Source organism: Rhodococcus jostii NBRC 16295 (assembly GCF_001894825.1).
Classification (GTDB): Bacteria; Actinomycetota; Actinomycetes; order Mycobacteriales; family Mycobacteriaceae; genus Rhodococcus_F; species Rhodococcus_F jostii.
The window spans coordinates 97,077-121,726 of the sequence record NZ_BCWY01000019.1 but is presented as its reverse complement, the minus strand read 5'-3'; the positions used below and the strand labels follow the sequence as shown (position 1 = coordinate 121,726).

The window sequence follows — 24,650 nt, the reverse complement described above, 5'->3', positions numbered from 1 at the left end:
CTCAGCCTTCCGTGACCTCGAGGGTGACGGCGAGTCCGAACCCGCCGCCGTCTGCTCCGATCACTCGGTGGGCACGTCGTCGGGGTCGAGTTTGACCTCGATCAGAAGCGGTCGTGTGCGATTGACAATGGCTTTCTCCACCGTTGTGAGATCGTCAGGAACTCGCATTGTGACTCCCTCGCCCCCGAGGGCAATTGCAAGCGCCGAGAGATCCGGCCACCGGAACAGTGTCCGGGACGGATCCATGTTCCGGTTACGAAACTGAATGTGCTCGGCACCATACGACGAGTCGTTCAGGACCATGACAATCACGTCGATCCCGTTCTGTACGGCGCTGACGAACTCAGTGATTCCACCGAGCATGAAGCCGCCGTCTCCGCAGACGAGGAATACCGGCCGGCCCTGCGCGGCGAGCGCGGCTCCAATCGCGTTCCCCATGCCCAGGCCGATCGCACCGAAGTTGCAGGTATGCACCAGAGAATGGGGGTCAGGAACGTGTAGCAGCTTATAGCCTGCAAACATGAAGCGACCGGCATCAACTACGACCACTCGGTCCTCGGGTATCAATCGGTCGATTGCCCGCACGGTCTCGCGGAATGGGATACTCCCCGCGAGAGAAGCGGGAGACGGTGGGATGCCGTACTCCTCGAGATCAGCAGACTTCCCGATCCAGTCGTCCCGAAACCGGCGGGCAGGGACCTCGGCCTCATCGAGATACCCGATGATCGCGTGCGCGATCGTCGCAACGTCGCCCAGCACAGCAGCATCGACATCGATGTGTCGCCTGATCGCCTGTGGATCACTATCGCAATGCACGACTCGCTTGCCGCTCAGGAGGGCCCCTGAATCCGTGGTCCAGGAATTCAGGCTCGCACCGAACGCGATGACACAATCGCTCTTGCCGATCTGGTCCAGAGCGGCGGAGGTGGAGAGCGTGCCGAATACTCCCAGCGCCCCTGGGTCCGCCAAGAATAGGGACTTTCCACGCAAGGTGGTTGCTACCGGCGCGCCGAGTCTCTCGGCAAGCCGGCAGATGGCTTCCCGAGCGCTCGGTGTCGCCGCTCCGCGGCCGGCCAGGATAATCGGGCGCTCGGCGGCAGCAACAACGCCGACCGCTTGGTCCATCGCGTCAGGGTCCAGTGTGATGTCCCGGTCCGCAGGCGGCAGCGGGTCATGTTGGTAGTCAACCTCTTTCCACATGTAGTCCACCGGCACGTTGAGTACGATTGGTCTGCGTTCTGCGGTGGCTCGCCGCAAGGCCTCGCGCAAATTCTGAACAGCGGTCTCCGGGCGCCGTACCTGTTCGAAACCGGCCCCTGTCGGAAGAACCAGTTCTCTTTGCGCGATGTCTTGCAAGGTGTTTCGATCGCCGTCTGCGGTGTCGCCGCAGATCAACACTATCGGCATGCGGCTCCGCACGCTGTCGATCACAGGAGGAAGGGCGTTGGCCAATCCTGGACCGTGGGTGACGGTCGCCACGCCGACCTCTCCTGAAACACTGGCGTAGCCATTGGCCATCAACACGGCGCCGGCCTCGTGCGCCGATGCGATGTATGTGGCTCCAGGGATCGAGGAGTAGTGGTTCGCCAGGTAGAGGTTGCCGTCGCCCATCAGGCCGAACAATGTCTTGACACCATGGTCGATCAGCCCTTGGGCGAGAGCTTTGTAGACCTGCATCGGTTGGCCCTTTCGTTCAGAAGGTCTCGAGACCGCATTGTGCCGATCAGTCGGCGGATTCCAACGGCGTCGCCTGCGTGAGACGAGACGCTCGGCAGGAGTGGATTGGACGACGGGACCGTCAGCTAGTGCGTGTTATTCATGGCAAGTGGTAATTGAACATGCGCGCGCCTTCCGACGCCGGTTTTTGTGAGATGGTGTCGGCAAGTACTGCGTATTCGGGAATCCGGCCACGGTCCACTGTCGACCGGTCACGGCAAACCAATTCGATGAGGTTCTCCGCCGGATCTCGCACATACATCTGGACCCCGCCATCCGGAAGCTCGTATATGGTGCTGAGAAATCCTTTTTCTTTGATTCCCAGGTTCGTCGCGTGGTCGTACAAACCCATGAAATCTCTTACCTCCAGCGCAAAGTGGTGAATATGACTTACATCTGTCGTCTCGCCGTACTCGTATACATGAAGGGTCCTGTCACCGACCGAGAACCACGCGGTCGGAACTGCGAAGGTCGGAGACGGGACCTGCTCGAGATGCAGAAAGTCCTTGTAGAAGCGCACTGATTCACCCAGTTCACGAGCTGGCACGCTCACGTGATTGACGGCTACTACGGGGTGGCTCATCTGGTTCCTACCGGCTGATCGCTTGCGCCGGCGCGGGTTGCGGGATCGGGGCCGACGATGCAGCGGTTCTCTCCTTCGCCTTCGCGAGGTCTTCACGAACGGCGAGACCGTACTCACGGGGGTCCAGTTCGAGTCCGTATCGCCGCCCCGACGGATACAGCCGGGCCATCTGCTCGTGTTCTTCAGCGATCGCCCGCCGCATCGCGGCCTCGTCGGGAAGGTCGACGTCTCCGGCGAGGACAGCGGCGAGCCAACGGCTTTGGATGTCGATCATCCGGATATTGGCGCCACCGCTGACATCGAACAGGCCGACGAAGTAGAGGCCAGGCCAGCTCGGAGACACGGCCCTTCGGTACAGGTCGATGCGCCCTCCGTTGATCGGCGACACATCGCTACTGAGGAACGGGATGTCGAACTGGTAACCGGTCGCGGCGATCACGGCGTCGAAATTCTCTTCCGTTCCATCGTCGAATCGAACAGTAGTCCCTTCCGCGCTGCGTGTTCCTGGACGGACGGCGATTCGGTTCCACGCGATATGAGACATCACGGTGGGGTGACTGGCGGGGTGCGTCCGTGTTTTCGGTGTCGTGAAGCCCCATTGCTCCATCCGCCCGTGCGCGACCAGCGTGACCAGTTCTCTGACCCGGCGCGCCAGCGGCCAAGGTAGCCAGGGGCGCTCCACTTTCGCCAGAAAACGCGACAACGGAGCACCGAACATCATCCGAGGCATGATCAGAACGGGAGAGCGGGCGGCGAGCACCGTCCGGTCCGTCACAAGGCAGACATCCGCAGCGATGTCCAGGCCGCTGTTTCCGGTCCCGACTACGAGGACCTTCTTTCCGGCGAACCGATCTGGGACCCGGTAGTCACGTGAATGCAGGTAATCACCGGTGAAGTCGGCTGCGAACGGGGGGTGGCTCGGGATCGACTGGTGTCCGTTCGCTATCACCACACGGTCGAATTCGGGTTCCGTGCCGTCGTTCAGCTTCAGCTTCCAGCGCGGGGCGTCGGGTGCTTCTGCCACGGGCTCGACGCTGTCGACCGACGTGTTGACAACGATCTGCGTCCGCAAACCGAAGTGGTCAGCGTAGGCGTTGAAGTAAGCCCTCATCTCATAGTGAGTGGGGAAAAGGGATGCCTCCGCGGGTATCGGAAAGTCGCGGTAACCGGTGTCCCTCGCTTCGGAATTGATCCGCAGCGACTGATATGCCGCGCCGATCCCGTTGTCGTTCTCATACACCCACAGCCCGCCGACCTCGGACCCCTTCTCGTAGACGGTGACGTCGAAGCCCCGCCCAATGAGGTGTTTGGCTGCACTCAGCCCGGCGGGCCCTGCGCCGATCACGGCAATTCGCTGGACCTTCAAGATTTCCTACTTTCGAAATGTATTTCCAGTTTTGGTAATTGTGATGGTATCGCTCGTTCACCCACCTGACAAGAGAAAGAGGCGGGCGGGTGTGGTGCGGTGTCAGGGCAAGGTCGGATCGCGCCGAAGGGCGCGGCGCAGCGCCTCGATGCGTCGGCCCCATGCCTCACGGGTGCGCTCCGCCCCGGGAGCCAACTGGTCGAATCCGTGGTACGCGCCGGGGTGGACGTGCAGTTCCAGGGATACCCCTGCTGTCGCCAATCCATGTGCAAACCGCAGGTTTTCGGGGAGAAAGAGATCGAGCGAGCCGACGTCGAGGAAGGTCGGCGGCATGCCTGTCAGATCCGTCGCGCGCGCCGCGGCGGCGTCGGCGGGGACCTCGGTCCCTCCTGCCGTATCACCGAGGATATGACGCCACGCTTCGATGTTGTGTTCGCTGTCCCAGACGCCGAGCGCCGGCTGAGCGCCTTGCTCGTCGGTGCGGTCGTCGAGCATGGGCGCCGCCAATGCGAGGAGCGCGATGGGTGGGTCTCTGCGGTGGCGCCACCGCAGGGCGAGCGCCGCTGCGAGCCCTCCGCCGCCGCTGACGCCGTAGACGGCAACTCTGTCCGGTTCGATCCCCAGCGTGTGGCCCGAACCCATCAACCAGGTCAGTGCTGCCGTGCAATCGTCGATTGCCGCCGGGTAGGGGTGCTCCGGGGCCAACCGGTAGTCGATGGAGACCGTGGTCGCCCCGGTGCCCGAGGCCAGTTGTGCCGCATATGCGTCCTCGGCCTCGATGCTGCCCATGACCATACCTCCGCCATGGATGTAGAGCAGTCCGCCCTCGCAGCGGTCTTCGACAGGTTGGTAGATCCGCGCCCGAACCGTCGAGCCCGCATCCAGAACGACGTCGCTTCGGACGACTTCCGGCTGCTCGACAGGAGCCGTGACGCTCATGCCCAGCCGGTCGTACAGCCGACGCCTTTCGTTCAGGTCGGCGACGCTCAGGAAACCGCGTGGTCCGAGAGAATCACGCAGAGCCGCCAGCTGTCGACGCATCTGCGGGTCTATTCGGTGCGCCTCCGGGATGTCGGTGTCGCTGGGTGCCTTCATGTTTCAGCGCCGTGTCACTCTTGCAGCAGGCTTCGTGGCAGTCGCGCCGGCGGGGGCGGCGGTGCCAGGCGAATCCAGCTCGGCGAGGTCGGGGACGCCGAGATCGTCTTGGATGTCCGCAGCGGTCCGCTGGCTCTGCTCGATCAGTTCGTCTTCCCGGGCGGTGTCGAGGCCTGCGCTGAGCGCCGAAACGTGGATCGCAGCCGCCATCGTCCCCGCAGCGTCGCGGACCGGAACAGCAATTCCAAAGATTCCCGGATAGCCCTCCTCCCGGCTGACGGATAGTCCACGCTGCCGGATCCGATCGAACTCGGCTTCCAGCAATTCCGGTTCAGTGATCGTCGTGGATGTCAACCGACGTTGTGGACGAGCGAGCACCCGCGCGCGCAAGTCATCCTCATATGCGGCATACAGTTTTCCTGCCGCGGTCGCATGCAGCGCCAAGGAATCGCCGATCCGGATGTTGACCGACACGGCCTGCGTCCCGCGAAATCGATCCACGTACACGATCCGGTCGCCGACCCGTACCGCCAGGTACACGTCGTTGCCCAATGTCTTGGCAAGACGTTCGAGATGCCGGCGCCCGAGCGTACGTACTTCGAGCGAATTCATGATCTTGATGCCGATTCGAACAGCTCTCGGGCCGACCGTGTAGTGGAGATCGTCTGTGGCCGCGATAATTTCGGCGGCGAGCATCGTCTGCAGCAGGTTGTGGGTGCTGCTGACCGGCGCACCGACCGCCTGGCTGATCTCGGTGAGCCGCAACCCGTCAGGGGCATCGGCGAGTGCGTCGAGGACATCGAACGTCCTCAGGAATCGATCCGGGTTCATGCCTTGACCTCCTGATCCGTTGAGGCGATCGAGCCGGAAGCGAGGAGCGCGTCGATCCTTGCTTCATCGATACCCGCTTCGCGGAGCACCTCCACCGAGTGCTGTCCCGGTTCCGCCACACCGCGCCGCACCTGTGTGGGCGTGCGACTGAATCGGGGAGCCGGGGCCGGCTGGGTGATGCCATCAACCTTGATGAACGCATTCCGCGATACGTTGTGACGATGACTGGGCGCTTCCAGCATGGACAGGACCGGAGTGACGCACGAGTCGGTGTTCTCCAGCAGCGCCGTCCACGCGTCGCGAGTCCGCGTCCGGAAGACCTCTGCGAACACTTCGCGCAGCGCCGGCCACTGACTGCGGTCCCACTGATCGGGCAGATCGCGGCCATCGAGCCCAAGCGCCGAGAGTAGGTTTGCGTAGAACTTCGGTTCCATGGCGGCCACCGCGACATACTTGTCGTCGGATGTGGCGTACACGCTGTAGAAGTGGGCGCCGCCGTCGTTCATGTTCGACTCCCTGTCGTGGTCCCACATGCCACGCCCGGACAGCTCGTACATCATTGTCATCAGCAGCGCCGAGCCCTCGGCCATCGACGCATCCACCACCTGGCCCCGCCCCGAGTTCCTCGCTTCGAGCATCGCTGCGACCATACCGAATGCGAGGAGCAGGCCTCCACCGCCGAAGTCGCCGATGAGGTTCAACGGCACTGTGGGCGCCTGGTCACGGCCGCCGATGTGGTGGAGCACGCCGGCGACCGCAATGTAGTTCAGGTCGTGACCGGCACGCTGGGCCAGGTCGCCGTCCTGGCCCCATCCGGTCATTCTCCCGAAGACAAGGCGCGGATTTCGAGCCAGGCACACTTCCGGGCCCAAGCCCAGGCGTTCCATCACTCCAGGCCGGTACCCCTCGATCAGTCCGTCCGCGTTCTTCAGCAGTTCGAGCACCGTGTCGATCCCACCGGGCGACTTGAGGTCGACGGCCACGGAGCGGCGCCCCCGGCCGAGCCCCCCGGTGGTCATTCTGACCAAGTCGTCTGGTGTACCGCCATCCGCGGAAGGTACCCGGTCGATGGTGATCACATCAGCTCCCAGGTCGCTGAGCAACAGAGCGACGAAGGGCGTCGGTCCGATGCCTGCAAACTCGACCACACTGATCCCCGCCAACGGACCCATACTTGAACTCCCAACACTCAATCGTTCACTTGCTACATAATAACGGATTTGAATTCGATATCTCGAAAGAATGCAGTGGGTCGATATCGAAGCGTGCTCATCGCGGCCCCATTCTGATCGCGCCGTCGAGCCGGATCACCTCACCATTGAGCATCGGATTCTCGATCACGTGCTGCACGAGACCTGCATACTCATCGGGATTGCCGAGCCGACTCGGGTGTGGAACCTGCGCGCCCACCGAGGCGCGCACCTCGTCCGCGACTCCTGCGAACATCGGAGTTTCGAACAAACCGGGGGCAATGGTGACGACGCGGATCTGGTGCCTGGCGAGCTCCCTCGCGGCCGGCAGCGTCATTCCTGCGACTCCGCTCTTGGAGGCCGCGTAGGCCACTTGCCCAACCTGCCCCTCGTATGCGGCGATCGAAGCAGTGCAGACCACCACTCCGCGGTCTCCGTCGGTCTGCGCATGCTCACTCATCGTGGAAGCAGCTTGCGCGAGGAGGGCATAGGTTCCGCCGAGATTCACAGCCACCGTCTGCGCGAACAGCTCTCCTCTGTCGCTGCGCGGGCCCACGAGACTCCCGCTGGTCGCAATTCCCGCGGCGGCAACCGCGATCCGCAGCGGAGCAAGTTCCCGTGCTGTCCGCATGGCAACGCCCACGTCGTCCCAATTCGTCACGTCGCCGGGTACGAAAACGGCGCCGCCCCCCAACTCTGCGGCGAGCGTAGCGCCTGCCTCCTCCGCACGGGGAAGGTCGAGTAGCACCACGCTCGCGCCTGCCCGGGCCAACCGGCGAGCGGCAGCCGCGCCCAGACCCGACGCTCCCCCGCTGATCACTGCGGAGCAACCTGCAATCTTCATCCCATGTCTCCTGAGGCACGTTCGGTGGTCCGGAAGTCGCCCAGATCGGCTCGACGGATCATGTCCCAGAAATCGACCACCTTGAACGGGTTGTTGACCACGACCCGCCCCTTGGAGTTGCGGTAGTAGACGTCCATCCCGGGGTGGGACCACACCATCCGAGAGTGCGCATCATCCACTTTGCGGTTGTAGTCGTCGTAGACGTCCTGGCTGCACTCCACGGAGTCCAGGTCCTTGGTGATCATCTGGTTCATCAGATCGGCGATGTAATTCATCTGGAGCTCCATCATGGAGATGAGGCTTCCGCCGTGGCCGAACTGGGTGTTGGGACCGTACAGGGTGAAAAAGTTGGGGAAGTCCGGAACCGTGACGCCGAGGTAGGCACGCGCGTCGTCACCGTCCCAGGCCGCCTCGAGTGTGCGGCCGCTACGGCCCGTGATACGCATGGGAGCGAGGAATCTGACGACATCGAAGCCCGTTGCGAACACCAGAACGTCGACTGGATGGGTGAGGCCATCCGTGGTGCGGACGCACTGATCCTGGATCTCGGCGATCGGTGTCGTCTGCAAGTGGACGTCGTCGCGGGTCAGGCTGGCGAACCAGCGGTTGTCGAGCAGCATTCGCTTTCCGAAGGGCGGATAGGTGGGCAACACATCGCCCAGCATCTCCAAGTTCCCGTCGAGCTCCTTGACCAGATACCGGGTGAGGAACCGCCGGTGGCCGTCGTTCATCGCATTGATCGACCGATGCTGGTGCGGCCATTGACCATCTCTCTGCAATCCGTCGTGGCCGCGGTCGTTGAAGATCCAGGTCAGCCGGAGCCGATACCACGACCGGTACAGGGGGACCTCGGCCATGAGGTAGCGGATCGGCTCCGGAACATCGACCTTGAACTTCTCGAACGGGGCGGCCCATTGCGGCGACCGCTGGAATACCGTGACCGACTCGGCGGCATCGGCGATCGCGGGAACCAGCTGCATCGCGCTCGCCCCGTTGCCGATCACTCCTACCCGCCGGCCTGCGATGTCCAGGTCCTCGGGCCACCGCGCCGTGTGGACCACGGGCCCGGTGAACGACTCGGTGCCCGGGATCACGGGGATCTTCGGCTTGTTGAAGGCCCCGACTGCGCTGATCACGATCGCGGCAGTGGTGGTCGATCGGTGACCGTCCCGGTCGATCAGATCCAGTGTCCACCGCCGGGTGTCTTCATCCCAGGTGGCGCCCTCGACCTCGATGCCGAACCTGATGTTCGGGCGAATTCCGAACCGGTCGGCAATCTGTTGGAAGTAGCCGTGCAACTCGTCCCGTGAGGCGAACCAGCGGGACCAGTCGTGCCGCGCGAACGAGAACGAGTACAGGTGACTCGGTGTATCGACACCGCATCCCGGGTAGCGGTTCTCCAGCCATGTTCCGCCGACTTCGTCGTTCCGCTCGAGCACGGTGTAGGAAATGCCCATTTCACCCAGCCGGTAGGCGGCGCAGAGGCCCGACGCGCCGGCGCCGATGATGATGGCGTCGAAGCATGGCGGCGGGACCATCGCGGGAGCCGCGACCGTCTCGCCCGAGCCGACCTGCAATTCGTGGGAGGCCATGTCGGCATACTTGTCAGGCACGTGCTCCCCGACCGAGACGCGCAACATCTCGATCAGCTGATCGGGTGACAGTTGCGCAACCGCGAGGGAACCGCTCCTGCCCCAATTCAGGATCGCCTCTGCCGCGGCGTGTCGAATCTCGTCCTGGAGCGGCTGTTCGAGCCCGGCTGTGTCGTTGTCACCGAGCCCCCGTACAGGGGTAGGCAGGTAGGGCTCGGCCAACCAACGCTGCTCCCCTGTCATCTGGAACAACACCATCAGCAAGGTCGGCACGTTGGCCACCGCCACAGCCTCGCGAATCTTTCTTTCGTTCAGCCGCGAGGTCTCCGCCTCGACTTCGGTGTTCGTCACTCTGTGTACTCCTTTGTGTTATTGGATGACGCCCACACTTCCTTGGCTTCGTCCAGCAATGCTTTTCGAATGAGCTTCCCCGTTGGTGTTCGAGGTAACTCGTTATGCCTCATCACGATTCGGCCGGGAACTTTGTAGGAGGCGATGTGATGGCGGCAGTAGTCGACCAGCGCGGCCTCATCTGCGACGGCGGAGCCATCGACGCGGACGAATCCGATGGGGACCTGATCTTTGTCGCTGTCGTCGACTCCCACGACCGCCGCCTCCAAGACCGCCTCGTGAGTGAGCAAGAAGTCCTCCACCTCGAGCGGGGAGACGTTGATGCCCCCGGTCCGGATCATTTCCGAAGCACGGCCGGCGAAGTGCAGCATGCCGGCGTCGTCGAGGTGCCCGAGGTCACCGGTGCGAAAGATACCGTCTTCGGTGAATGCACCGGCGGTCTCATCCGGCTGGTCGAGATACCCGGACGAGACGAAGCCGGACACCGTGATCTCGCCGACCTTCCCGGCGGGCAGTTCGGCGCCGGTCTCCGGGTCGATGATCGAAACCAGGTTTCCAGGCAGCGGTGGCCCCTGGATCGAGCATTTCATTTCCAGTGGCCAGTCATGCGGAGTGACCGTGGCACCGCCATACATTTCCGTCGACCCGTATGCGTTGCAGATGTCGGTCACACCGAGTTCTTCTGCGGCGGCACGGACATCGGCATCCGGGCCGATCGTCATCCCCCGTTGCAGACTCGCGGTGCGGGCGCGGGAGAACTCGGGGTACGCCAGCAGGCCGCGGGTGATGGAGGGCAACGTGTAGATGGCAGTGCACTGGTGCCGTTCGATCTGCTCGAGGACTCCGCCCGCATCGAAGGTCTCCTGGAGGACGATCGTGCAACCGGTGACGAGGGCGACCATCAGTGCGTTGGCTCCGCCGTAGCTCCAGAAGAGCGGGACGGGCACCACGATGCGGTCCTCGGGTGTGATCCCCATCCGCTCGGCGACCTCGCGAGCATGGTCGATGGCATCGTGTTCTCCGAGCCGGACGGCTTTGGGCCTCGATGTCGAACCCGATGTGTAGAGAACCAGAGCGGTGTCATCGGTGCCGGTCTCGACGGTGGGGACAGCGCTGCCGCGACGATGTTCGCCCAGCTCTCGGAACGCGCACGCCCCCGCTGGGACCCGGTTTCCGATGATCACCACACCACGCAGTGCGGGGTAGGCCGCGGAACGCCATCCCGGTCCGGCGGCACTCCACGCTTCGGGGACGAGTTCGCGGATCGTGGGCATCAGATCGGTTGCGCCGAAGCCATCTACTGTGATGAGAACCTCGCAGCGCGAGTGTGTGAGTAGATGATCGAGATCCCACCGCCGCGACCAGGTCGCGAAGGCCGCCACGGTGGCTCCGACCGTTATCGCGGCATAGGTGGCGACGAGCCACTCTCTGCGGTTCGTGCACAACAGGCCGACCCGGGTTCCCGGGCCGACTCCGATCGCGCGCAGCCCAGCCGCAGTCGCCGCCACGGACTCCGCGAGCTGACCGTGGCTGAGCTCTCCCCGTTCGTCGATGACGGCGGGCTGGGAGCGGCGTTGCCGTGAGGTGTCCTGGACGATCTCGGCAATCGACGCGGGCAGCGGCGTGTCGGTGGCGTTCATCGGTTCCTCCTGCGTGCAGCGCGACGGCGCGCGGCCACTGCGGCCGCATGCACCGTCTCCACCAGAGACGGATGTGGGTGGATGGTGGCCACCAAATCTTCGGTGCGGCAAGATGTCTCGACCGCTACCGCGGCCTGGGCGATGAGATCACAGGCGCTGGGACCGACCATGTGTACCCCGAGCACCACGTCTGTCTCCGCGTCGACGACGATCTTCACCATCCCGTCGGCCTCGCCGAGCACCACAGCTCGCCCGGAGGTGGCGAACGAGCTACGGCCCACGACTACCTCGTACCCTTGCTCCTCGGCCTGCTCCGCAGTCAGCCCGACGGCCGCGATTTCAGGGTCGGTGAATGCGATGAGCGGCACCTGCGCGTCAATGGCACTCGGCAGGCCGGAGATCGCCTCGGCGGCCACGACTCCCTCGGCCATCGCCTTGTGGGCGAGCGCGGGTCCTTGGGTGATGTCCCCGATTGCGTATACGTGGGGCAGCGCGGTCCTGCCTTGCTCGTCCACGGGGACGTGTCCGGTCGCAGTCACTGTGAGTCCCAGCCTGTCGAGCTGCAGGTCGTCGGTGACCGGGCCCCGGCCAACGGCGACCAGGATCGCGTGCGCGGGCACCTGGTCGTCTGTGCCGTCCGTGCGGACCAGCAAGTTATCGGCCTGGACCCCGACCGCGGTCGTGCCGAGGCGGATGTCGATCCCCAGCTCCCCCGCACGCGCGGTGACCACCTGCACCAGGTCGGGATCGAATCCCGCAAGCAACCTGTCGGTGGCCTCGACAACGGTGACACGAGTGCCGAAATGGGCGAACGCCATGCCCAGTTCCATCCCGACGTAGCCGCCTCCCACAACGACGAGCGAGGGCGGAACCTCGTCGAAGGCGAGCACTCCCGTCGAGTCGAACACCCGGGTCCCATCGACGGGCAGAGCAGCGAGCTCCACCGGTTGGGAGCCGGTAGCCAGGATCGCCTGCTCGAACCGAAAGTGCTGGACGTGATCACCGCTCTCGACCGATATCCGGTGCTCATCGAGAAAGAACGCGGTGCCGGACACCACCCGCACCCGGCCCAGAGTGGCGCTGACGCCCCCGACCAGCCGGTCGACGACCTGCTTTCGCCAGGCCTGCAGACCGGAAAGGTCGATTCTGGGCTGCAGCTGTGGCCCCTGGACGGGAAGTCGTGCGCTACGGGCAAGGTCGTGCGCGGCGGTAGTGAAGACCTTCGAGGGGATGCATCCGACATTCAGACATACCCCACCGAGATCGCTCTGCTCGACGAGCAGAACCTCTTTGCCCAGCTCCGCGGCCCGGGCGGCGGCCGTGTACCCTCCGGGGCCGCCACCCACCACCAGCACCTCGACCGGCTCGGCCATCTCTCCTACAACCATGTCATCCTTCCTCGACGAGAAGCTGCACCGGCGCCTCTAGCAGCGTGATCAGTGCTTGGCAGAAGCCGATCACGACGTCGCCGTCGACCAGCCTGTGGTCGGCGGAGTACGAGATCGGTAGCAACGTTCGTGCGACAATGTCGCCGTCACGGACGACGGCCTGCGGCGTAGCCCGCCCGAAGCCCAGGATGCCGCCCTCGGGTGCGCGGATGATGGGCGTACCGAAGTTCCCGCCGAGCGGCCCGTGATTACTGATGGTGAACGTGCCCTCCTGCATCTGCTCGATCGCCACCGTTCGGGTCCGTGCTGCGGCGGTGAGGGCCTCCACCTCGCGGGCGATGGCCAACAGCGGCTTCCGATCGGCGTCCTTGACCACCGGAATAACGAGGCCGTCAGGGGTGTTGACTGCGAATCCGACATTTCGCCGTGCCCGCACGATGATTTCCTGGGCCGCGTCATCGAAACTGGCGTTGGCCATCGGGAACTGGACCAGCGCGAGCGCCGTGGCCTTCACCAGGAACGGGGTCAGGGTGAGGCCGATCCCCTTGGCTTCGGCTCCGGGTAGCAGCGACTTGCGCAGGGCGAGTAGATCTCCCACGTCCGCATGGTGCATCGCGACAGTGTGCGGGATGTCTCGGAGTGCCCGGACCATCGCCTCCGCAGTACGCCGGCGCAACCCCCGGACCGGAATTCGCTGGTCTTCTGTGAGACCGACCGGCTGGTGGGACCCGGACTCCGGAAGCGAGCGCTCTGCGGCTACCGCAGTCGCCGGACTGGTGGGGGCGGACTTCTCCTGCGACGCTCCGTGAACGGCAGCGCGAACGTCGTTGTCACTGATGCGTCCTCCGGGCCCTGTGCCCACCAGGGTCTGGATGCTCGCGCCGAGCTCCCTGGCCAGCCGCCGGGTCGCCGGTGTTGCCAGTGGCCGCTTCTGCGCTCCGGATCCGTGTGCACTCTGGGGAGTGTGATTGCTCGAGCCGGCCGGCGGCGCGCCTGCTCCGCTATCACTGGACTGCGCCGGCTCGGCCGGCGTGGGGGCTGCGCCATCGGCGATGACGATGAGACGTTCTCCGACCCGGACCATGGCGCCCTCTGGTGCACAGAGCTCGGCGACCTGGCCGGTGGCCGGGGAGGGCATTTCTACCAGCGCCTTATCGGTTTCGATCTCGGCGATGGGCTGGTCCTCGACGACCTGATCCCCTGGGCCGACGAGCCATCGGACTATTTCCGCCTCTGCGATGCCTTCGCCGATGTCGGGCAAGTGAAAGGTATAAGACATGTATCGATCCTCAGAAGTCGACGGCAGCGCGGATCGCGCGCAAGATTCGCCTCGCGTCGGGGATGTAGTGATCCTCGAGCTGGGGCATGGGAAACGGGATGTCATATCCGCCGACGCGGGTGACCGGGGCTTCGAGGTGCAGAAAAGCCTCTTCGGCGACGGTAGCGGCGACCTCACCGGCAAACCCGCCGGTGTAGGGAGCCTCCTGAACTACAATTGCCCGGCCGGTGCGCGCCACCGCCTCACGCAAAGTGTCGCAATCGAGCGGGACAAGTGAGCGTAGGTCGATGACTTGCACGCCGATACCATGCTCAGCGGCAGCAGTCGCGGCCTCCATTGCGACCTGGACCATCGCGCTCCACGCGATGATGGTGACATCGGTCCCCTCACGCGCGATGCGCGCCTTACCGAACGGGACGAGGTGGTCACCGTCGGGAACGTCGTCCCGCACAAGCCGGTAGCCACGGAGCGGCTCGAGGACGAAGATCGGATCCGGATCCCGAATTGCTGTGGCCAGCAACCCTTTCATATCCGCTGCCGTCGCGGGGGCAACCAGCCGCATCCCGGGGTTGTGGGCAAAGAGCGCTTCGAAGGCGTCGGAATGCAGTTCTGGGGTGCGTACGCCACCTCCGAAGGGTGCACGAATGGTCACCGGCATCGTCAGAGCACCGTTTGTGCGATAGCGCATCCGGGCGAGCTGATTACCGAGCTGATGGAACCCCTGCTGAGTGAAACCGAGAAACTGCATTTCGACGACGGGCACCAGGCCCGCGCCGGCGAGCCCGACGGCGGCCCCGATTATCCCCGCCTCACTGGTCGGCATGTCGAAGACACGATCGGCCCCGAACTCCGTCTGCAACCGGTCCGTCGCTCGGAAGACGCCGCCCGACTTCCCGACATCCTCGCCGAGCAGGACAACCCGTTCGTCGCGGCGCATCTCTGCCTCGAGCGTGCTGCGCACCGCTTCCACCATGTTCATGCCAGTCATCGGTTCTCCTCGATACTGCTGCGCAGTTCTTCCTGCTGGCGACGTAGTCGCATGTCGGGCTCTGCGTAGAGGTGCTGGAGCATCTGCCCGGGGTCGGGCGGCGGCGTGGCATCGAACTCGGCAACTGCCGTGACAATCTGGTCGTCGCACCACGCGATCGTGTCGGCGTCAGCGGTGTCGTCCCACAGCCCGAGGCCGACGAGGTAGGCCCGGAACCGGTGGATCGGATCAACCCTGGCTGCCTGGTCGTCGAAGTCGGCAGGTCGGTAGCGCTTGGGGTCGTCGGCTGTCGAATGGGCGCCGAGACGATGGCATCGCGCCTCGATCAGGGTCGGGCCGTCGCCGGCCTCGGCACGGGTCCGCGCATCCGCGACGGCTGTGTAGACCGCGAGCACATCATTACCGTCGACTGCGATCCCCGGAAAGCCGTAACCTGCTGCGCGCAACGCCACGGACTCCGCGGCCGACTGCTCATGCCACGGGACCGAGATGGCCCAGCCATTGTTCTGGCAAACCATCACGAGCGGCGCACGTCTGACGCCTGCGATATTGCACGCCTCGTGAAAGTCGCCCTCATTGGAAGCGCCATCGCCGAACTGAGTCAGTACCACGCCCGACTTGCCCTGCAGTCGCATTCCCCATGCGAGCCCGACCGCATGAGGTAGATGCGCGCCGAGCGCGACCTGCTGTGGCCACAACCGGCCGTGGGACGGCAGGGCAGAGCCCGCGGGGTGCCCCATCCGCTGCAGAAGATAGGTAGATAGCGGCAACCCCCAGTGCAGCATCGTGAGTTGTTCACGGTACTGAGGCACGAAGTGGTCTATTTCGGCATCCATCGCATATGCGGTGCCGACCGCGGCAGCCTCCTGCCCGGACAAGGGTGGGTAGGTGCCGAGTTTCCCCCTGCGCTGCAAGGAAATTGCCTTCTGGTCCAGGCGGCGTCCAAGCATCATGAGGCGCAGCATCGCGCGCAGGCGCTCCGGCTCGATCTGGGGCGGCTCACCTACCAGCATTCCGTTCTCGTCGAGTATCCGCACAGGCGTCAGCACGTGCGCTGACGCACTGGCATTCGGCGTGTTTGTACCGTTCATGACGTCCTTTTCTGCCGTCGGGGGAAGGGTGTCCGCGATGGCGGTCAGCACTCGCCCCATCCGCGTCCTGATCGACCGCGTGGTGCTGGCGGCACTGCTCCCTTCGAAAGCAGACCGCGGCGAGAAACTTCGCAAATTCGAAATCGAATTCCTAACATCGAAATTGTCGCCGCTCAGGGGCACCATGTCAACCCTCATTCCTTTCGCGGCGCCTCCCCCACATCGGCCCGACGTGGCACCACATGCCGGTGAGCCAGAGGTCCGTAGACCTCCGGCTCACCTACCTAGTGCTCCTGGATGATTCCGCTTCGAATGGCAAGGAGCCATGTGCATTTCGAACGAATCGAACGAGGCAACCGGAGGCCGGCCTGCCGGTGCGGCCACCTCATCCTCTATCGCTTCCACACCTTCCTCGGCCAGCCACACGGCGTGCGGGAGGTGCTGGTGGTGCGTGAGTTGTTTCGGTGGCGGTGTGCTGTTCATGCCGACAAGACTCGCAATTGCGCGGCGAATTCGACGGCGGTGATCTACGTGCTTCACTACCCGCATTTGCTACGCAGGTACGCCCCCGAGGACCCCTTCCCATGATCCTCCCCCGTTGGGCAGTGCCACGACACCTATTTCCTTGCCAGCGCCTCGATCGCGCCGGCGTAGCAGCGGCGTGCCGCCTCGGCTGGTTCGAGTCGGGCAAGTTCGTCCGAGATCACCTCGACAGACACCGGCGCGGTCACACCACCCTCGGTCACGGCGTCGACGAAACCGTCGAGGTCGAAGTCACCGGTGCCCGGCACCGCCCGATGGTGAAGGGTCTCCACCAGGAAGTCGGGATCGGCGGGATCCTGTGGACCGTCGTTGATCTGGATCATCGTGACTCGTCGAGACGGAATCGACCGCAGCATCTCCAGGTCGTTGGCTCCGCGCGTGTGGTGCCACGAATCGACACAGAGGCCGGCGTTGTCCCGGCCGGACTGCTCGATGATCGAGAGCGCAGTGCCGGCGTCCGGGATATTGGTCGTCGGCACGAACTCGAGAGCGATCTGCAGCCCGACGTCGGCTGCACGGTCGCAGAGCGATGCGAATCGCTCCACGACGTCGGGTTCCAGATCCACTCGGTCGAATGCCCCGACTGCTTGCAGGTGCCGTGCGCCGAAAAGTTCGGCCATGGCCCAGAACTCGTTCAGGTCGTCAGGGCTGGTGTAGACGAGCCCACCGCCAAACGGAACGCCGGTCTCGGCCGTGGGAACGGCAAACCCGAATACTGCTTCGAGCTCGACGATCTCCAGACCGTTGTCGACCACGACGGCCTCGAGCTCCTTCGGGCTCATCTCCTCCGCGACGACCCGTCGGTACGTGTCCAGGCTGATGCCCAGCGCATCGAAACCCGCGGCTGCCGCCACCTCGACGCGTTCCCGGAAGCTGGACGTCGTCACAGTGGTCATGTTGGCCAGCACCACATACTGCTGGCGACCATTCACCTCGATCATCCCCTTACCCGCTACCGAAGAACCGGTTCGGGGGTGCCGGTCGCGGACCCGCTGATCGACCATTTCTCAATGTCGCCGTTGCGGAAGAGCGGCGGTTCCTTATGCCAGACGCCATCCTTCATGATGCCGGTGAAGGTCGACTGATTCTGCAGGATCGCGATGTCCTCCAATGGGTCGCCATCGAGAACCAGCAGGTCAGCGAGGTAGCCGGCCTTGATGCAGCCCAAATCGTCCGGTTGGAGCATCAGCTCGCCACCGAGGCGGGTCGCAGACTCGATGGCCTCCATCGGGCTGAACTCCAGGAAGTTGACGAAATGTTCCAAGTCCCGGGCGTTGTTGCCCATCGGGTTCCAGGGCACAAAGTAGTCACCGCCGGGCAACACTCGAACTCCTCGCTTCTTGAGCTCGATCATGTTCGCGATCAGGCTCTCCAGCTGTTCGTCGAGACCCATCGAAGCGGTGACTTCCGGGGTCAGCCCCCAGTCGCCGGCCTCGTACCTCGACGTGTGGAGGAAGCCGAAGGCCGGGGCCACGAAGTGTTTGTCCTTGTTCTCGGCCACCAGGTCGAGACCTTCCTCGTCGATGAAATCGGCATGGAAGATGATCTCGATGCCGTGGCGGACGCACATCTTCACCGATTCCGCGCTTCGGGCGTGTGCCGCGACGCGTTTTCCGCGAGCGTGGGCCACCTGGCACGTGGCGGCGACCTCCTCGTCGGTCATTGTGGTCATGCGACCTTTGGCGTAGGGAATGAACTCGTCACCAGAGATGTCGAGCTTCATATGGTCCACGCCTTCACGCATGTACCACCGAGTCGTCTGGCGGAATTGATCCACACCATCGCAGACATGCTCGACGGATTGCCGATGCATGTGCGGCAGCCGGACGTCGCCGACTCCTCCGGTGACGGTCAGTTCGGGGGATGCGACCAGCATGCGCGGACCGATCAGGTTGCCCGCGTTGATTTCGTTTCGGACCACCAGGTCCAGTCGCGGCTTCGCCGATGCGGCGCACAGGATGCTTGTGAACCCCTGATCCAGCATCAGCCGTGCGTTGCGAGCAGTGAGCAACGTGTGCTCCTCGACCGGCAGATTGCCCATTTTGGCAAGGTCGATCTCGGGAAGGAAGCTCGGATGCGAGTGAGCGTCGATCAGGCCCGGCATGACCGTCGCGCCGCCGACGTCAATGACTGTGGTGTCGGAGTCCTGCCCGTTCCCGGTCCCTTCCGCAGCGACACTTACGATCCGCTGCCCTTCGATCACGATCTCGGCGAGATACGGCTCTGCGCCCGTACCATCGATCAGCCGTGCGTTGCGAAGCTTGATCGTCACGTTTTTCTCCTTCTCAGCCTCGAGGAATCCAGGATTGGTGAAGCGCAGCGGCGAGACGCGAACAGGATCGTCCGGTCCCGTTCCGGCGGTATAGGGCGCCCTTCGAGCGCCGCCCTCTGTGAGCGGAATACTTCCTAAATTCGGAACCGTATTCCTAGTTGTGAAATGTGTCACCGGATCGCAGTCTTGTCAAGGAAAATCCGGAATTGACCCGGACGGTCACGACAAGGCAAGTCAGCAGACTTGACACCGGCACGGTCCGCCTCGCGTAGCACTACCGTCGCGAGGCGGACCGGTCCGGCTGGCCTGGACCGCGCTCGCATGCAATCATCTTCTCCTGCTTCACTTGTCGTGCCGTCGCACCGAAGTCGACCCGACAGGGGCAATGCACGAACACTGGGCGCCAGACGACCCCGAGCAGTCCGAAGACGCTCACGTCCCCCGACCCTTGACGTCGTCGCGCGTGGATCGCTACTATTCGAATACAGGAAACCAATTTCGAGATATCGAGAGATTCTCATGTTGCTGGTTCACCGTTACGAGCTCGCTGAGCGCTGAGCAGAACCCCCCATAAGGAGAGATCGCTATGTGCCAACGCGTTCACTGTCGATGGCTGGTTCCGTGCCGGCGACCGACTCGTCCAGAATTCGGACGGAACATTCTCATTCGTCGATCGGATGAGTGACATGATCAAGACCTCGGGCATGAACGTCTCTCCAGCTGAGATCGAGAGCTTTCTCGTGGCTCACCCTGATGATCGAAGCTCTCGTGGTGGGTGCGACGCATCCGTCATTCGACGAAGTGGCGGCGGCCTTCGTGGTGGTGCGATCCTCCTCAGTCACCCCGGAGGAGCTCATACGTCACTGCGAACGGGCGGCGGCACTGGTGGAAGCACAACTGACACAGGATCGGAGTTGCGCATGAGCAACAACTGGGGACGATGGGGCGCCGACGACGAAGCCGGTGCACTCAATCTCGTCACGACCGGCGTGACGCGCAGAGCCGCGGGCCTGGTCGCGACCGGACAGACGCTGTCACTGGCCCAACCTCTCGGCCCGAGGACACCTGCGCCCGGCCACCGGCAGCAGCCGTCGCGGTTCATGAACCGCGACGCCGGCGATTACGCGCTCGGAGCACGCACGCCGGGAGGGTTTAAATTCGCTGAGGACACAGTGCAATTCGCGACGCACAGTGGTACCCACGTCGATGCACTGTCCCATGCGTGGTCGGGGGACGAACTCTACAACGGGCATTCGTCTGCCCTCACCAGAAGTACGCAGGGCGCACAGCGGTGCGGCGCCGAGAAGCTCGCACCTGTCGCCACCCGTGGCATTCTCGTCGACTTGGTACGCGCATCCGGTGAACCGCTCGCCCCGCAGACCGCGGTCGGCCCGGAAGACCTCGAGCGTGGCATTTCGGAAGCCGGCGTGTCGGTTGAGCCGGGAGACGCTGTCTTGGTCCGGACCGGGTGGTGGGAGTCGAAAGGATCGAGCGACTGCTACTTCGCGGACGAACCCGGCATCACCGAAGAGGCAGCGCGCTGGCTCGCCAGCCGCGACGTGGCGCTGGTGGGTGCGGACAATTATGCGGTCGAACAGCAATCGGCGGAGCCCGGCTTTCCGGCACATCTGGTGCTCCTCCACCAGTTCGGCGTGCCGCTGATCGAGAACCTGGCTCTCGCGGAACTCGCGGAGGCGCTGTCCGTCCTCGAGCGTTCGACGTTCTTCCTACTGTTCGCTCCGATCCCCCTCGTCGGCTCGACCGGAACTCCGGTGACGCCCGTGGCGGTCCTGTGAACACCAGCTGGCCTGCCGATCTCGTGCGGCCCGGAGACCTGGTTGTGGTGGCACAAGGCGTCGGGGAGCCGACGCCGCTGCTCGATCAGCTACTCGCGGCCTGCCCACGCGACGTCGAGATCTTCGTCGGACTCAGCCACAGTGATGCGCTCAAAGGATCTGCGCCGCAGCGTCCGCTTGTGTCCTTCGGCGCAATGGGGCCGCTCGGCAAGCTCGCGGCTACCGGTCATGCCGAGGTAATCCCCTGCAATTTCGACGACCTGCCACGCCTCTTGCCTTTGCGTGCCCAGAGCAACCTCGTGCTCCTGATGCAAGTGTCCCCTGCTGATTCGCAGGGATGCTACGGCCTGGGAATGGCGATGGACTACACCTACGAACTGATCGCGGAAGCACGCACCGTGGTGGCCGAGGTCAATGCCGCGATGCCGACCACTTCCGCGCCTACACTTCCGGCGTCCACGTTCGATGCCGTTATCCACACGTCCCGGTCTCTTCCGATTGTGCCCACACCAGCATTGGATGAAAATCACCACGCAATCGCCAGGCATATCCTGCCTCTGATCCCTGACGGCGGGACCATCCAACTCGGCATCGGCGCGGTCCCCTCAGCCATCGGGAAAGCCCTGACCGCACGTCGGGGATTGCGTGTTCGATCGACCCTTGCCGGCGACTGGCTGCTGGATCTGCATCGCGCCGGATCGCTCTGCGGAGAGCCCGGTTCGGTCATCATCAGCGAAGCCGCAGGCTCAGAGGAACTCTACGAGCACATCGCCACGTCGAAAGCGTGGGTACGGCCAGTCGCCGAGGTAATCGGTCCGGCAGCGGCCGCGTCGATCCCACGACTAATCGCAGTCAACTCGGCATTGCAGGTAGACCTCACCGGCCAAGTCAATGCCGAAGAGATCGACAGCAGATATCTGGGAGCCACCGGTGGGCAAGCCGACTTCCTGCGGGCCGCTCAGCGCTCGCCCGGCGGGGCGTCGATCGTCGCGCTCGCTGCAACGGCACACAGCGGACGAACCTCCCGGATCGTTCGACAGTTGCATCCCCCGACCGTCACGACGCCGCGAACGAGCATCGACTTCGTGGCCACCGAGTTCGGCGTCGTCGATCTCAGAGGACGGACTCTGCGCGAACGCGCCGACGCAATGATCGCGATAGCGGCGCCTCAACACCGATCGAGCCTTCACGAATAGAACGGACAACAACGATGACACCACCATCCGAAATCGACGACCGTCTCACCAGATTCCTGTCCGACCAACTGGATGGGACCGGTGCTCGGGTAGTGGGCCTCAACCGCATCGGTGTCGGTAGGTCCCGGGACAATTGGGTGTTCGACCTGGTGACCGACCACGATGGTACCGAGCAGTGCGAGCCCTTGATCCTGCGCAGCGACCCGGACGGAGGCTTGGTCGACACAGACCGCAACGTGGAGTTCGCGTTGCTCGGCCTACTGGAGAACAGCGATCTGCCAACGCCGGGTGCCCGCTGGCTGGACGCCGACGGGCGATGGCTCGGCCGGCCCTCGCTCATCATGCAGCGGTGCACAGGGGACTGCGATTACCGGGTGCTTTCGGACTCGCAACGCTCGATCACTCAGCGGCGGGCCCTTGCCGAAAGCTTCTGCGACCTGCTGGCGCAAGTCCACAGCACCGATTGGCAGGCGCTCGGGTTGTCAGCCGTACTCGATGGTTCCGGCCACCTCGGTGCGCCTGCCGAACTCGCCGCCTGGGAAAAGGTTCTGCGTCAAAATCAGCTGGAGCCATTGCCCGAGTTGGATTTTGCGATTGCGGGACTGCGAGCGTCAGCACCCGAGCCGGCTCGCACGGTTCTGGTCCACGCCGATTTCAAACCCGGCAACATTCTGTTGGACGGTGATCGGATTACCGCACTGCTCGATTGGGAGTTGGCTCATCTCGGCGATCCGCTCGAGGACCTCGGCTGGGTGACGCAGCCGCTGCGCAGGGTGGAGCACCTGATCGACGGAGCGTGGGATGCCGACGATCTGATCGCGCATTACGAGCGAGCCACAGGATTCGAGGTCGACGACAGCAGCCTTCAGTGGTGGCAGGCCTTCTCGACCTTCAAGACCGCGGTGATGCAGGTCAGCGGTCTGCGATCGTTTCTCGATGGCCGTAGCGACGAGCCATTTCGCCCCACCCGCCGCGTGCTTTCGACATTGCTCGATTTCGTAGTCAAGGAGGATTTCCGATGAGACCGACCATTCGCGAGCAGTTGTCCGGAGTTGATCGACTTCTCGATCTCGCTCACGAATCCCATTCGCTTCCGGCCGAGACGTCCGAATTGCTGAGCAACGCGCGCCGACTGATCAAGCGGGTTGCCACGTCATGGGACACGGCATTGCCCTTCCTCCTGGACGACAACGCTCGGCTCAGCGAACTCCTCAACACCGGAGTCGAGGCGCAGGCACCTGTCCCGACCGACATCACAGTCGTCGCCGCGCGAAACGAGGAGCTACGAGGATCGTTGGCTCAGCTCATCTCCACCCTTCCCAGAGACCCCGAGGGTCGACAGCGTCGGGCCGAGATCGGACATTACCTGCAGTCGCGGGTTGCTACCGATCCGACCTGACAACCAGAAAGGCGAGCAAACGTGAACGCGCTATCACCAGAATCGATGTCCGGCGACAAGCACTTGGCCGAGCAGTTTCCGCTGTCACCGATCGATGACTATTTCGTCCACCAAACCCCGGATCCCGTGCGGGTCATGTGGACAGGGGATCCCCGGGCGTATGAGCGCCACTGGGTGGTGGTCCACGACGACACCGGCGACTTACTGATCGCCACGGGCGGCAGCCTCTATCCGAACCTCGACCGGGCCGAGGCCTACGCGATCGTCAACTCGAAAGGTAGACATACCGCCGTCCGGAGTTTCCGCTCGATCGGCGCGGATCGCACCGACCTGCGCGTGGGGCCGATTGTCCCCACGATTGTTCGCGGTCTGCGGGAGTGGCGTTACGTCCTCGAGCCGAACGAGTGGGGGGTCAGCTACGACTTGACGTTCCATGACACCACGCGGCAGGTTTTTCGCGAGCCGTTGTCGGACTCTGCGCACGGCTTTCCCACTGGCCGCCGAAACGATGTCACAAGCGGGTTCGAATGCTTCGGATCGGTGACCGGCTGGGTCGAGATCGAGGGCAAGCGAACCACTTTGGGTCCGAATGCTGCCGGCACGAGGGATCGCCACTGGGGCACCGGCCGCGGTGTCGGGGGACCGGAGTTGTCCCTGGGAGGCCGCCTGCACGTCGGGACCAACGGCAACGCCTTCGTGGCATTTCCGGACTGGGCGCTATGGGGTGACCGACTGTTCTACCCGTTCGGCGGCTCGACATCGGGTTCGACACGAGTTTTCAAGCCCACCCGCCGGCTTCGGTTCGAACCCGACACGGACATCTTCGTCGAAGCCGTCGTCGACTACGAGTTCGATAACGGCAAGCAAGTCCAACTCCACTACGAGCGGATAGGTCAGCAGACGGCCTATCTGCGATGCGGAATGTACGGCGGCACACCGGATCGCGATATCCACCAAGGCGGATACGACGGCTCCGACCTGACCGAGGGAGAAACGTATGATCTGAGCCGACCGGAGACCCGGATCGGCATCCGCGGCCTCGACGAGCATCTCTGCCGTGTCACACGTGATGACGGCCAGACCGCTCTCGGGATATACCAGACCATCGACCCCGTGGCCTATGAAGTGTGCATGTCGGGCAGGAAGGGCTGGAACCTCCTCGTCTGAGAAGCACTCCTGGGCGCCATACCCTGCCTTCACCTTCGAGCACAGGGTCGGGCGCGTGCTCTTCCATCTGCGCGGCCACGGCTTTCGGGGCCAGGCGACAAGCTGTGCTGCGCACATCCTGCGCTGCACCAGGCCAGGACGGTTTCGCCCAGTGCGGGCCAAACTCCCTGAGCCCCTTGACTTCAGCCATCTTGCGCGACATTCTGATACCCGGAATGCGTTTCGAGTCTATGAACTCTGAATCTCACGTGGCCGTGGCGAACCAATCCGGATCTGATCGAAGATCATGAGATTGGCACTTCTGAAGCAGCATTGAGCGATCT

20 protein-coding genes are annotated in these 24,650 nt (G+C 63.9%); 5 read left to right on the top strand and 15 right to left on the bottom strand.

The window, feature by feature from the left end; genetic code table 11:
- Positions 1-60: 60 nt before the first annotated feature.
- The 15 genes from RJ1_RS15200 to RJ1_RS15125 all read right to left on the bottom strand — a co-directional run bounded on the left by RJ1_RS15200 (position 61) and on the right by RJ1_RS15125 (position 18,769).
- The gene (locus tag RJ1_RS15200; protein WP_073361110.1) at positions 61-1,677 is read right to left on the bottom strand and encodes a thiamine pyrophosphate-binding protein; all 1,617 of its coding nucleotides are present in this window, start codon (positions 1,675-1,677) and stop codon (positions 61-63) included.
- Between the two features lie 139 nt (positions 1,678-1,816).
- Positions 1,817-2,299: a VOC family protein gene (locus RJ1_RS15195; RefSeq protein ID WP_083400478.1), complete on the bottom strand. Its 483-nt coding sequence runs from the start codon at positions 2,297-2,299 to the stop codon at positions 1,817-1,819.
- 7 nt (positions 2,300-2,306) lie between these two features.
- Positions 2,307-3,665, bottom strand: coding sequence for a flavin-containing monooxygenase (locus RJ1_RS15190; protein WP_074872916.1), 1,359 nt, complete (start codon positions 3,663-3,665; stop codon positions 2,307-2,309).
- 102 nt (positions 3,666-3,767) lie between these two features.
- On the bottom strand, positions 3,768-4,760 hold the full coding sequence (locus RJ1_RS15185; RefSeq protein WP_073361107.1) for an alpha/beta hydrolase: 993 nt from the start codon (positions 4,758-4,760) through the stop codon (positions 3,768-3,770).
- A gap of 3 nt (positions 4,761-4,763) precedes the next feature.
- Entirely contained in the window at positions 4,764-5,591 is an 828-nt protein-coding gene (locus RJ1_RS15180) for an IclR family transcriptional regulator (RefSeq protein ID WP_073361106.1), read from the bottom strand.
- Positions 5,588-6,763 (bottom strand): CaiB/BaiF CoA transferase family protein, encoded by a 1,176-nt coding sequence (locus RJ1_RS15175; RefSeq protein WP_073361104.1) that lies wholly within the window; start codon positions 6,761-6,763, stop codon positions 5,588-5,590. The genes RJ1_RS15180 and RJ1_RS15175 overlap by 4 nt, the downstream gene beginning before the upstream one ends.
- A gap of 97 nt (positions 6,764-6,860) precedes the next feature.
- On the bottom strand, positions 6,861-7,625 hold the full coding sequence (locus tag RJ1_RS15170) for an SDR family NAD(P)-dependent oxidoreductase (protein WP_073361103.1): 765 nt from the start codon (positions 7,623-7,625) through the stop codon (positions 6,861-6,863).
- Positions 7,622-9,568: a flavin-containing monooxygenase gene (locus RJ1_RS15165; RefSeq protein ID WP_240319761.1), complete on the bottom strand. Its 1,947-nt coding sequence runs from the start codon at positions 9,566-9,568 to the stop codon at positions 7,622-7,624. The genes RJ1_RS15170 and RJ1_RS15165 overlap by 4 nt, the downstream gene beginning before the upstream one ends.
- The gene (locus RJ1_RS15160; RefSeq protein WP_073361101.1) at positions 9,565-11,208 is read right to left on the bottom strand and encodes a class I adenylate-forming enzyme family protein; all 1,644 of its coding nucleotides are present in this window, start codon (positions 11,206-11,208) and stop codon (positions 9,565-9,567) included. The genes RJ1_RS15165 and RJ1_RS15160 overlap by 4 nt, the downstream gene beginning before the upstream one ends.
- Positions 11,205-12,596 carry a dihydrolipoyl dehydrogenase gene (gene lpdA, locus RJ1_RS15155; protein WP_073361100.1) on the bottom strand — a complete coding sequence of 464 codons (1,392 nt, stop codon included), beginning with the start codon at positions 12,594-12,596 and terminating at the stop codon, positions 11,205-11,207. Before lpdA ends, RJ1_RS15160 begins: the two co-directional genes overlap by 4 nt.
- A 1-nt stretch (position 12,597) precedes the next feature.
- Complete coding sequence (locus RJ1_RS15150) at positions 12,598-13,875, bottom strand: dihydrolipoamide acetyltransferase family protein (RefSeq protein ID WP_073361098.1); 1,278 nt, start codon at positions 13,873-13,875, stop codon at positions 12,598-12,600.
- 10 nt (positions 13,876-13,885) lie between these two features.
- Entirely contained in the window at positions 13,886-14,863 is a 978-nt protein-coding gene (locus tag RJ1_RS15145; RefSeq protein WP_073361097.1) for an alpha-ketoacid dehydrogenase subunit beta, read from the bottom strand.
- Entirely contained in the window at positions 14,860-16,005 is a 1,146-nt protein-coding gene (locus RJ1_RS15140) for a thiamine pyrophosphate-dependent dehydrogenase E1 component subunit alpha (protein WP_162850334.1), read from the bottom strand. Before RJ1_RS15140 ends, RJ1_RS15145 begins: the two co-directional genes overlap by 4 nt.
- 566 nt (positions 16,006-16,571) lie before the next feature.
- The gene (locus RJ1_RS15130; RefSeq protein ID WP_074872919.1) at positions 16,572-17,438 is read right to left on the bottom strand and encodes a sugar phosphate isomerase/epimerase family protein; all 867 of its coding nucleotides are present in this window, start codon (positions 17,436-17,438) and stop codon (positions 16,572-16,574) included.
- Between the two features lie 11 nt (positions 17,439-17,449).
- Complete coding sequence (locus RJ1_RS15125) at positions 17,450-18,769, bottom strand: metal-dependent hydrolase family protein (RefSeq protein WP_083400481.1); 1,320 nt, start codon at positions 18,767-18,769, stop codon at positions 17,450-17,452.
- Positions 18,770-19,689: 920 nt separating this feature from the next.
- Between RJ1_RS15125 and RJ1_RS15120 the strand changes: the two genes are divergently transcribed.
- Genes RJ1_RS15120 through RJ1_RS15100 form a run of 5 tightly spaced genes read left to right on the top strand, consistent with a single transcriptional unit; the run spans position 19,690 to position 24,327 of the window.
- Positions 19,690-20,565: a cyclase family protein gene (locus tag RJ1_RS15120; protein WP_073361092.1), complete on the top strand. Its 876-nt coding sequence runs from the start codon at positions 19,690-19,692 to the stop codon at positions 20,563-20,565.
- Entirely contained in the window at positions 20,562-21,761 is a 1,200-nt protein-coding gene (locus RJ1_RS15115) for an acetyl-CoA hydrolase/transferase family protein (protein ID WP_240319762.1), read from the top strand. The genes RJ1_RS15120 and RJ1_RS15115 overlap by 4 nt, the downstream gene beginning before the upstream one ends.
- Before the next feature lie 14 nt (positions 21,762-21,775).
- Positions 21,776-22,783: a phosphotransferase family protein gene (locus tag RJ1_RS15110; RefSeq protein WP_073361091.1), complete on the top strand. Its 1,008-nt coding sequence runs from the start codon at positions 21,776-21,778 to the stop codon at positions 22,781-22,783.
- Complete coding sequence (locus RJ1_RS15105; RefSeq protein ID WP_073361089.1) at positions 22,780-23,160, top strand: hypothetical protein; 381 nt, start codon at positions 22,780-22,782, stop codon at positions 23,158-23,160. Before RJ1_RS15110 ends, RJ1_RS15105 begins: the two co-directional genes overlap by 4 nt.
- A 45-nt stretch (positions 23,161-23,205) precedes the next feature.
- On the top strand, positions 23,206-24,327 hold the full coding sequence (locus RJ1_RS15100; protein WP_073361087.1) for an Rv3169 family protein: 1,122 nt from the start codon (positions 23,206-23,208) through the stop codon (positions 24,325-24,327).
- Positions 24,328-24,650: the final 323 nt, after the last annotated feature.

Excerpts from the sequence above, each read along its gene's own strand:
- RJ1_RS15175 (WP_073361104.1), bottom strand. The coding sequence starts at position 6,763 with ATGGGTCCGTTGGCGGGGATCAGTGTGGTCGAGTTTGCAGGCATCGGA.
- RJ1_RS15185 (WP_073361107.1), bottom strand. The coding sequence starts at position 4,760 with ATGAAGGCACCCAGCGACACCGACATCCCGGAGGCGCACCGAATAGAC.
- RJ1_RS15200 (WP_073361110.1), bottom strand. The coding sequence starts at position 1,677 with ATGCAGGTCTACAAAGCTCTCGCCCAAGGGCTGATCGACCATGGTGTC.
- RJ1_RS15160 (WP_073361101.1), bottom strand. The coding sequence starts at position 11,208 with ATGAACGCCACCGACACGCCGCTGCCCGCGTCGATTGCCGAGATCGTC.
- RJ1_RS15180 (WP_073361106.1), bottom strand. The coding sequence starts at position 5,591 with ATGAACCCGGATCGATTCCTGAGGACGTTCGATGTCCTCGACGCACTC.
- RJ1_RS15145 (WP_073361097.1), bottom strand. The coding sequence starts at position 14,863 with ATGACTGGCATGAACATGGTGGAAGCGGTGCGCAGCACGCTCGAGGCA.
- RJ1_RS15130 (WP_074872919.1), bottom strand. The coding sequence starts at position 17,438 with ATGATCGAGGTGAATGGTCGCCAGCAGTATGTGGTGCTGGCCAACATG.
- RJ1_RS15150 (WP_073361098.1), bottom strand. The coding sequence starts at position 13,875 with ATGTCTTATACCTTTCACTTGCCCGACATCGGCGAAGGCATCGCAGAG.
- RJ1_RS15110 (WP_073361091.1), top strand. The coding sequence starts at position 21,776 with ATGACACCACCATCCGAAATCGACGACCGTCTCACCAGATTCCTGTCC.
- RJ1_RS15170 (WP_073361103.1), bottom strand. The coding sequence starts at position 7,625 with ATGAAGATTGCAGGTTGCTCCGCAGTGATCAGCGGGGGAGCGTCGGGT.
- RJ1_RS15100 (WP_073361087.1), top strand. The coding sequence starts at position 23,206 with ATGTCCGGCGACAAGCACTTGGCCGAGCAGTTTCCGCTGTCACCGATC.
- RJ1_RS15105 (WP_073361089.1), top strand. The coding sequence starts at position 22,780 with ATGAGACCGACCATTCGCGAGCAGTTGTCCGGAGTTGATCGACTTCTC.
- RJ1_RS15195 (WP_083400478.1), bottom strand. The coding sequence starts at position 2,299 with ATGAGCCACCCCGTAGTAGCCGTCAATCACGTGAGCGTGCCAGCTCGT.
- RJ1_RS15120 (WP_073361092.1), top strand. The coding sequence starts at position 19,690 with ATGAGCAACAACTGGGGACGATGGGGCGCCGACGACGAAGCCGGTGCA.
- lpdA (WP_073361100.1), bottom strand. The coding sequence starts at position 12,596 with ATGGTTGTAGGAGAGATGGCCGAGCCGGTCGAGGTGCTGGTGGTGGGT.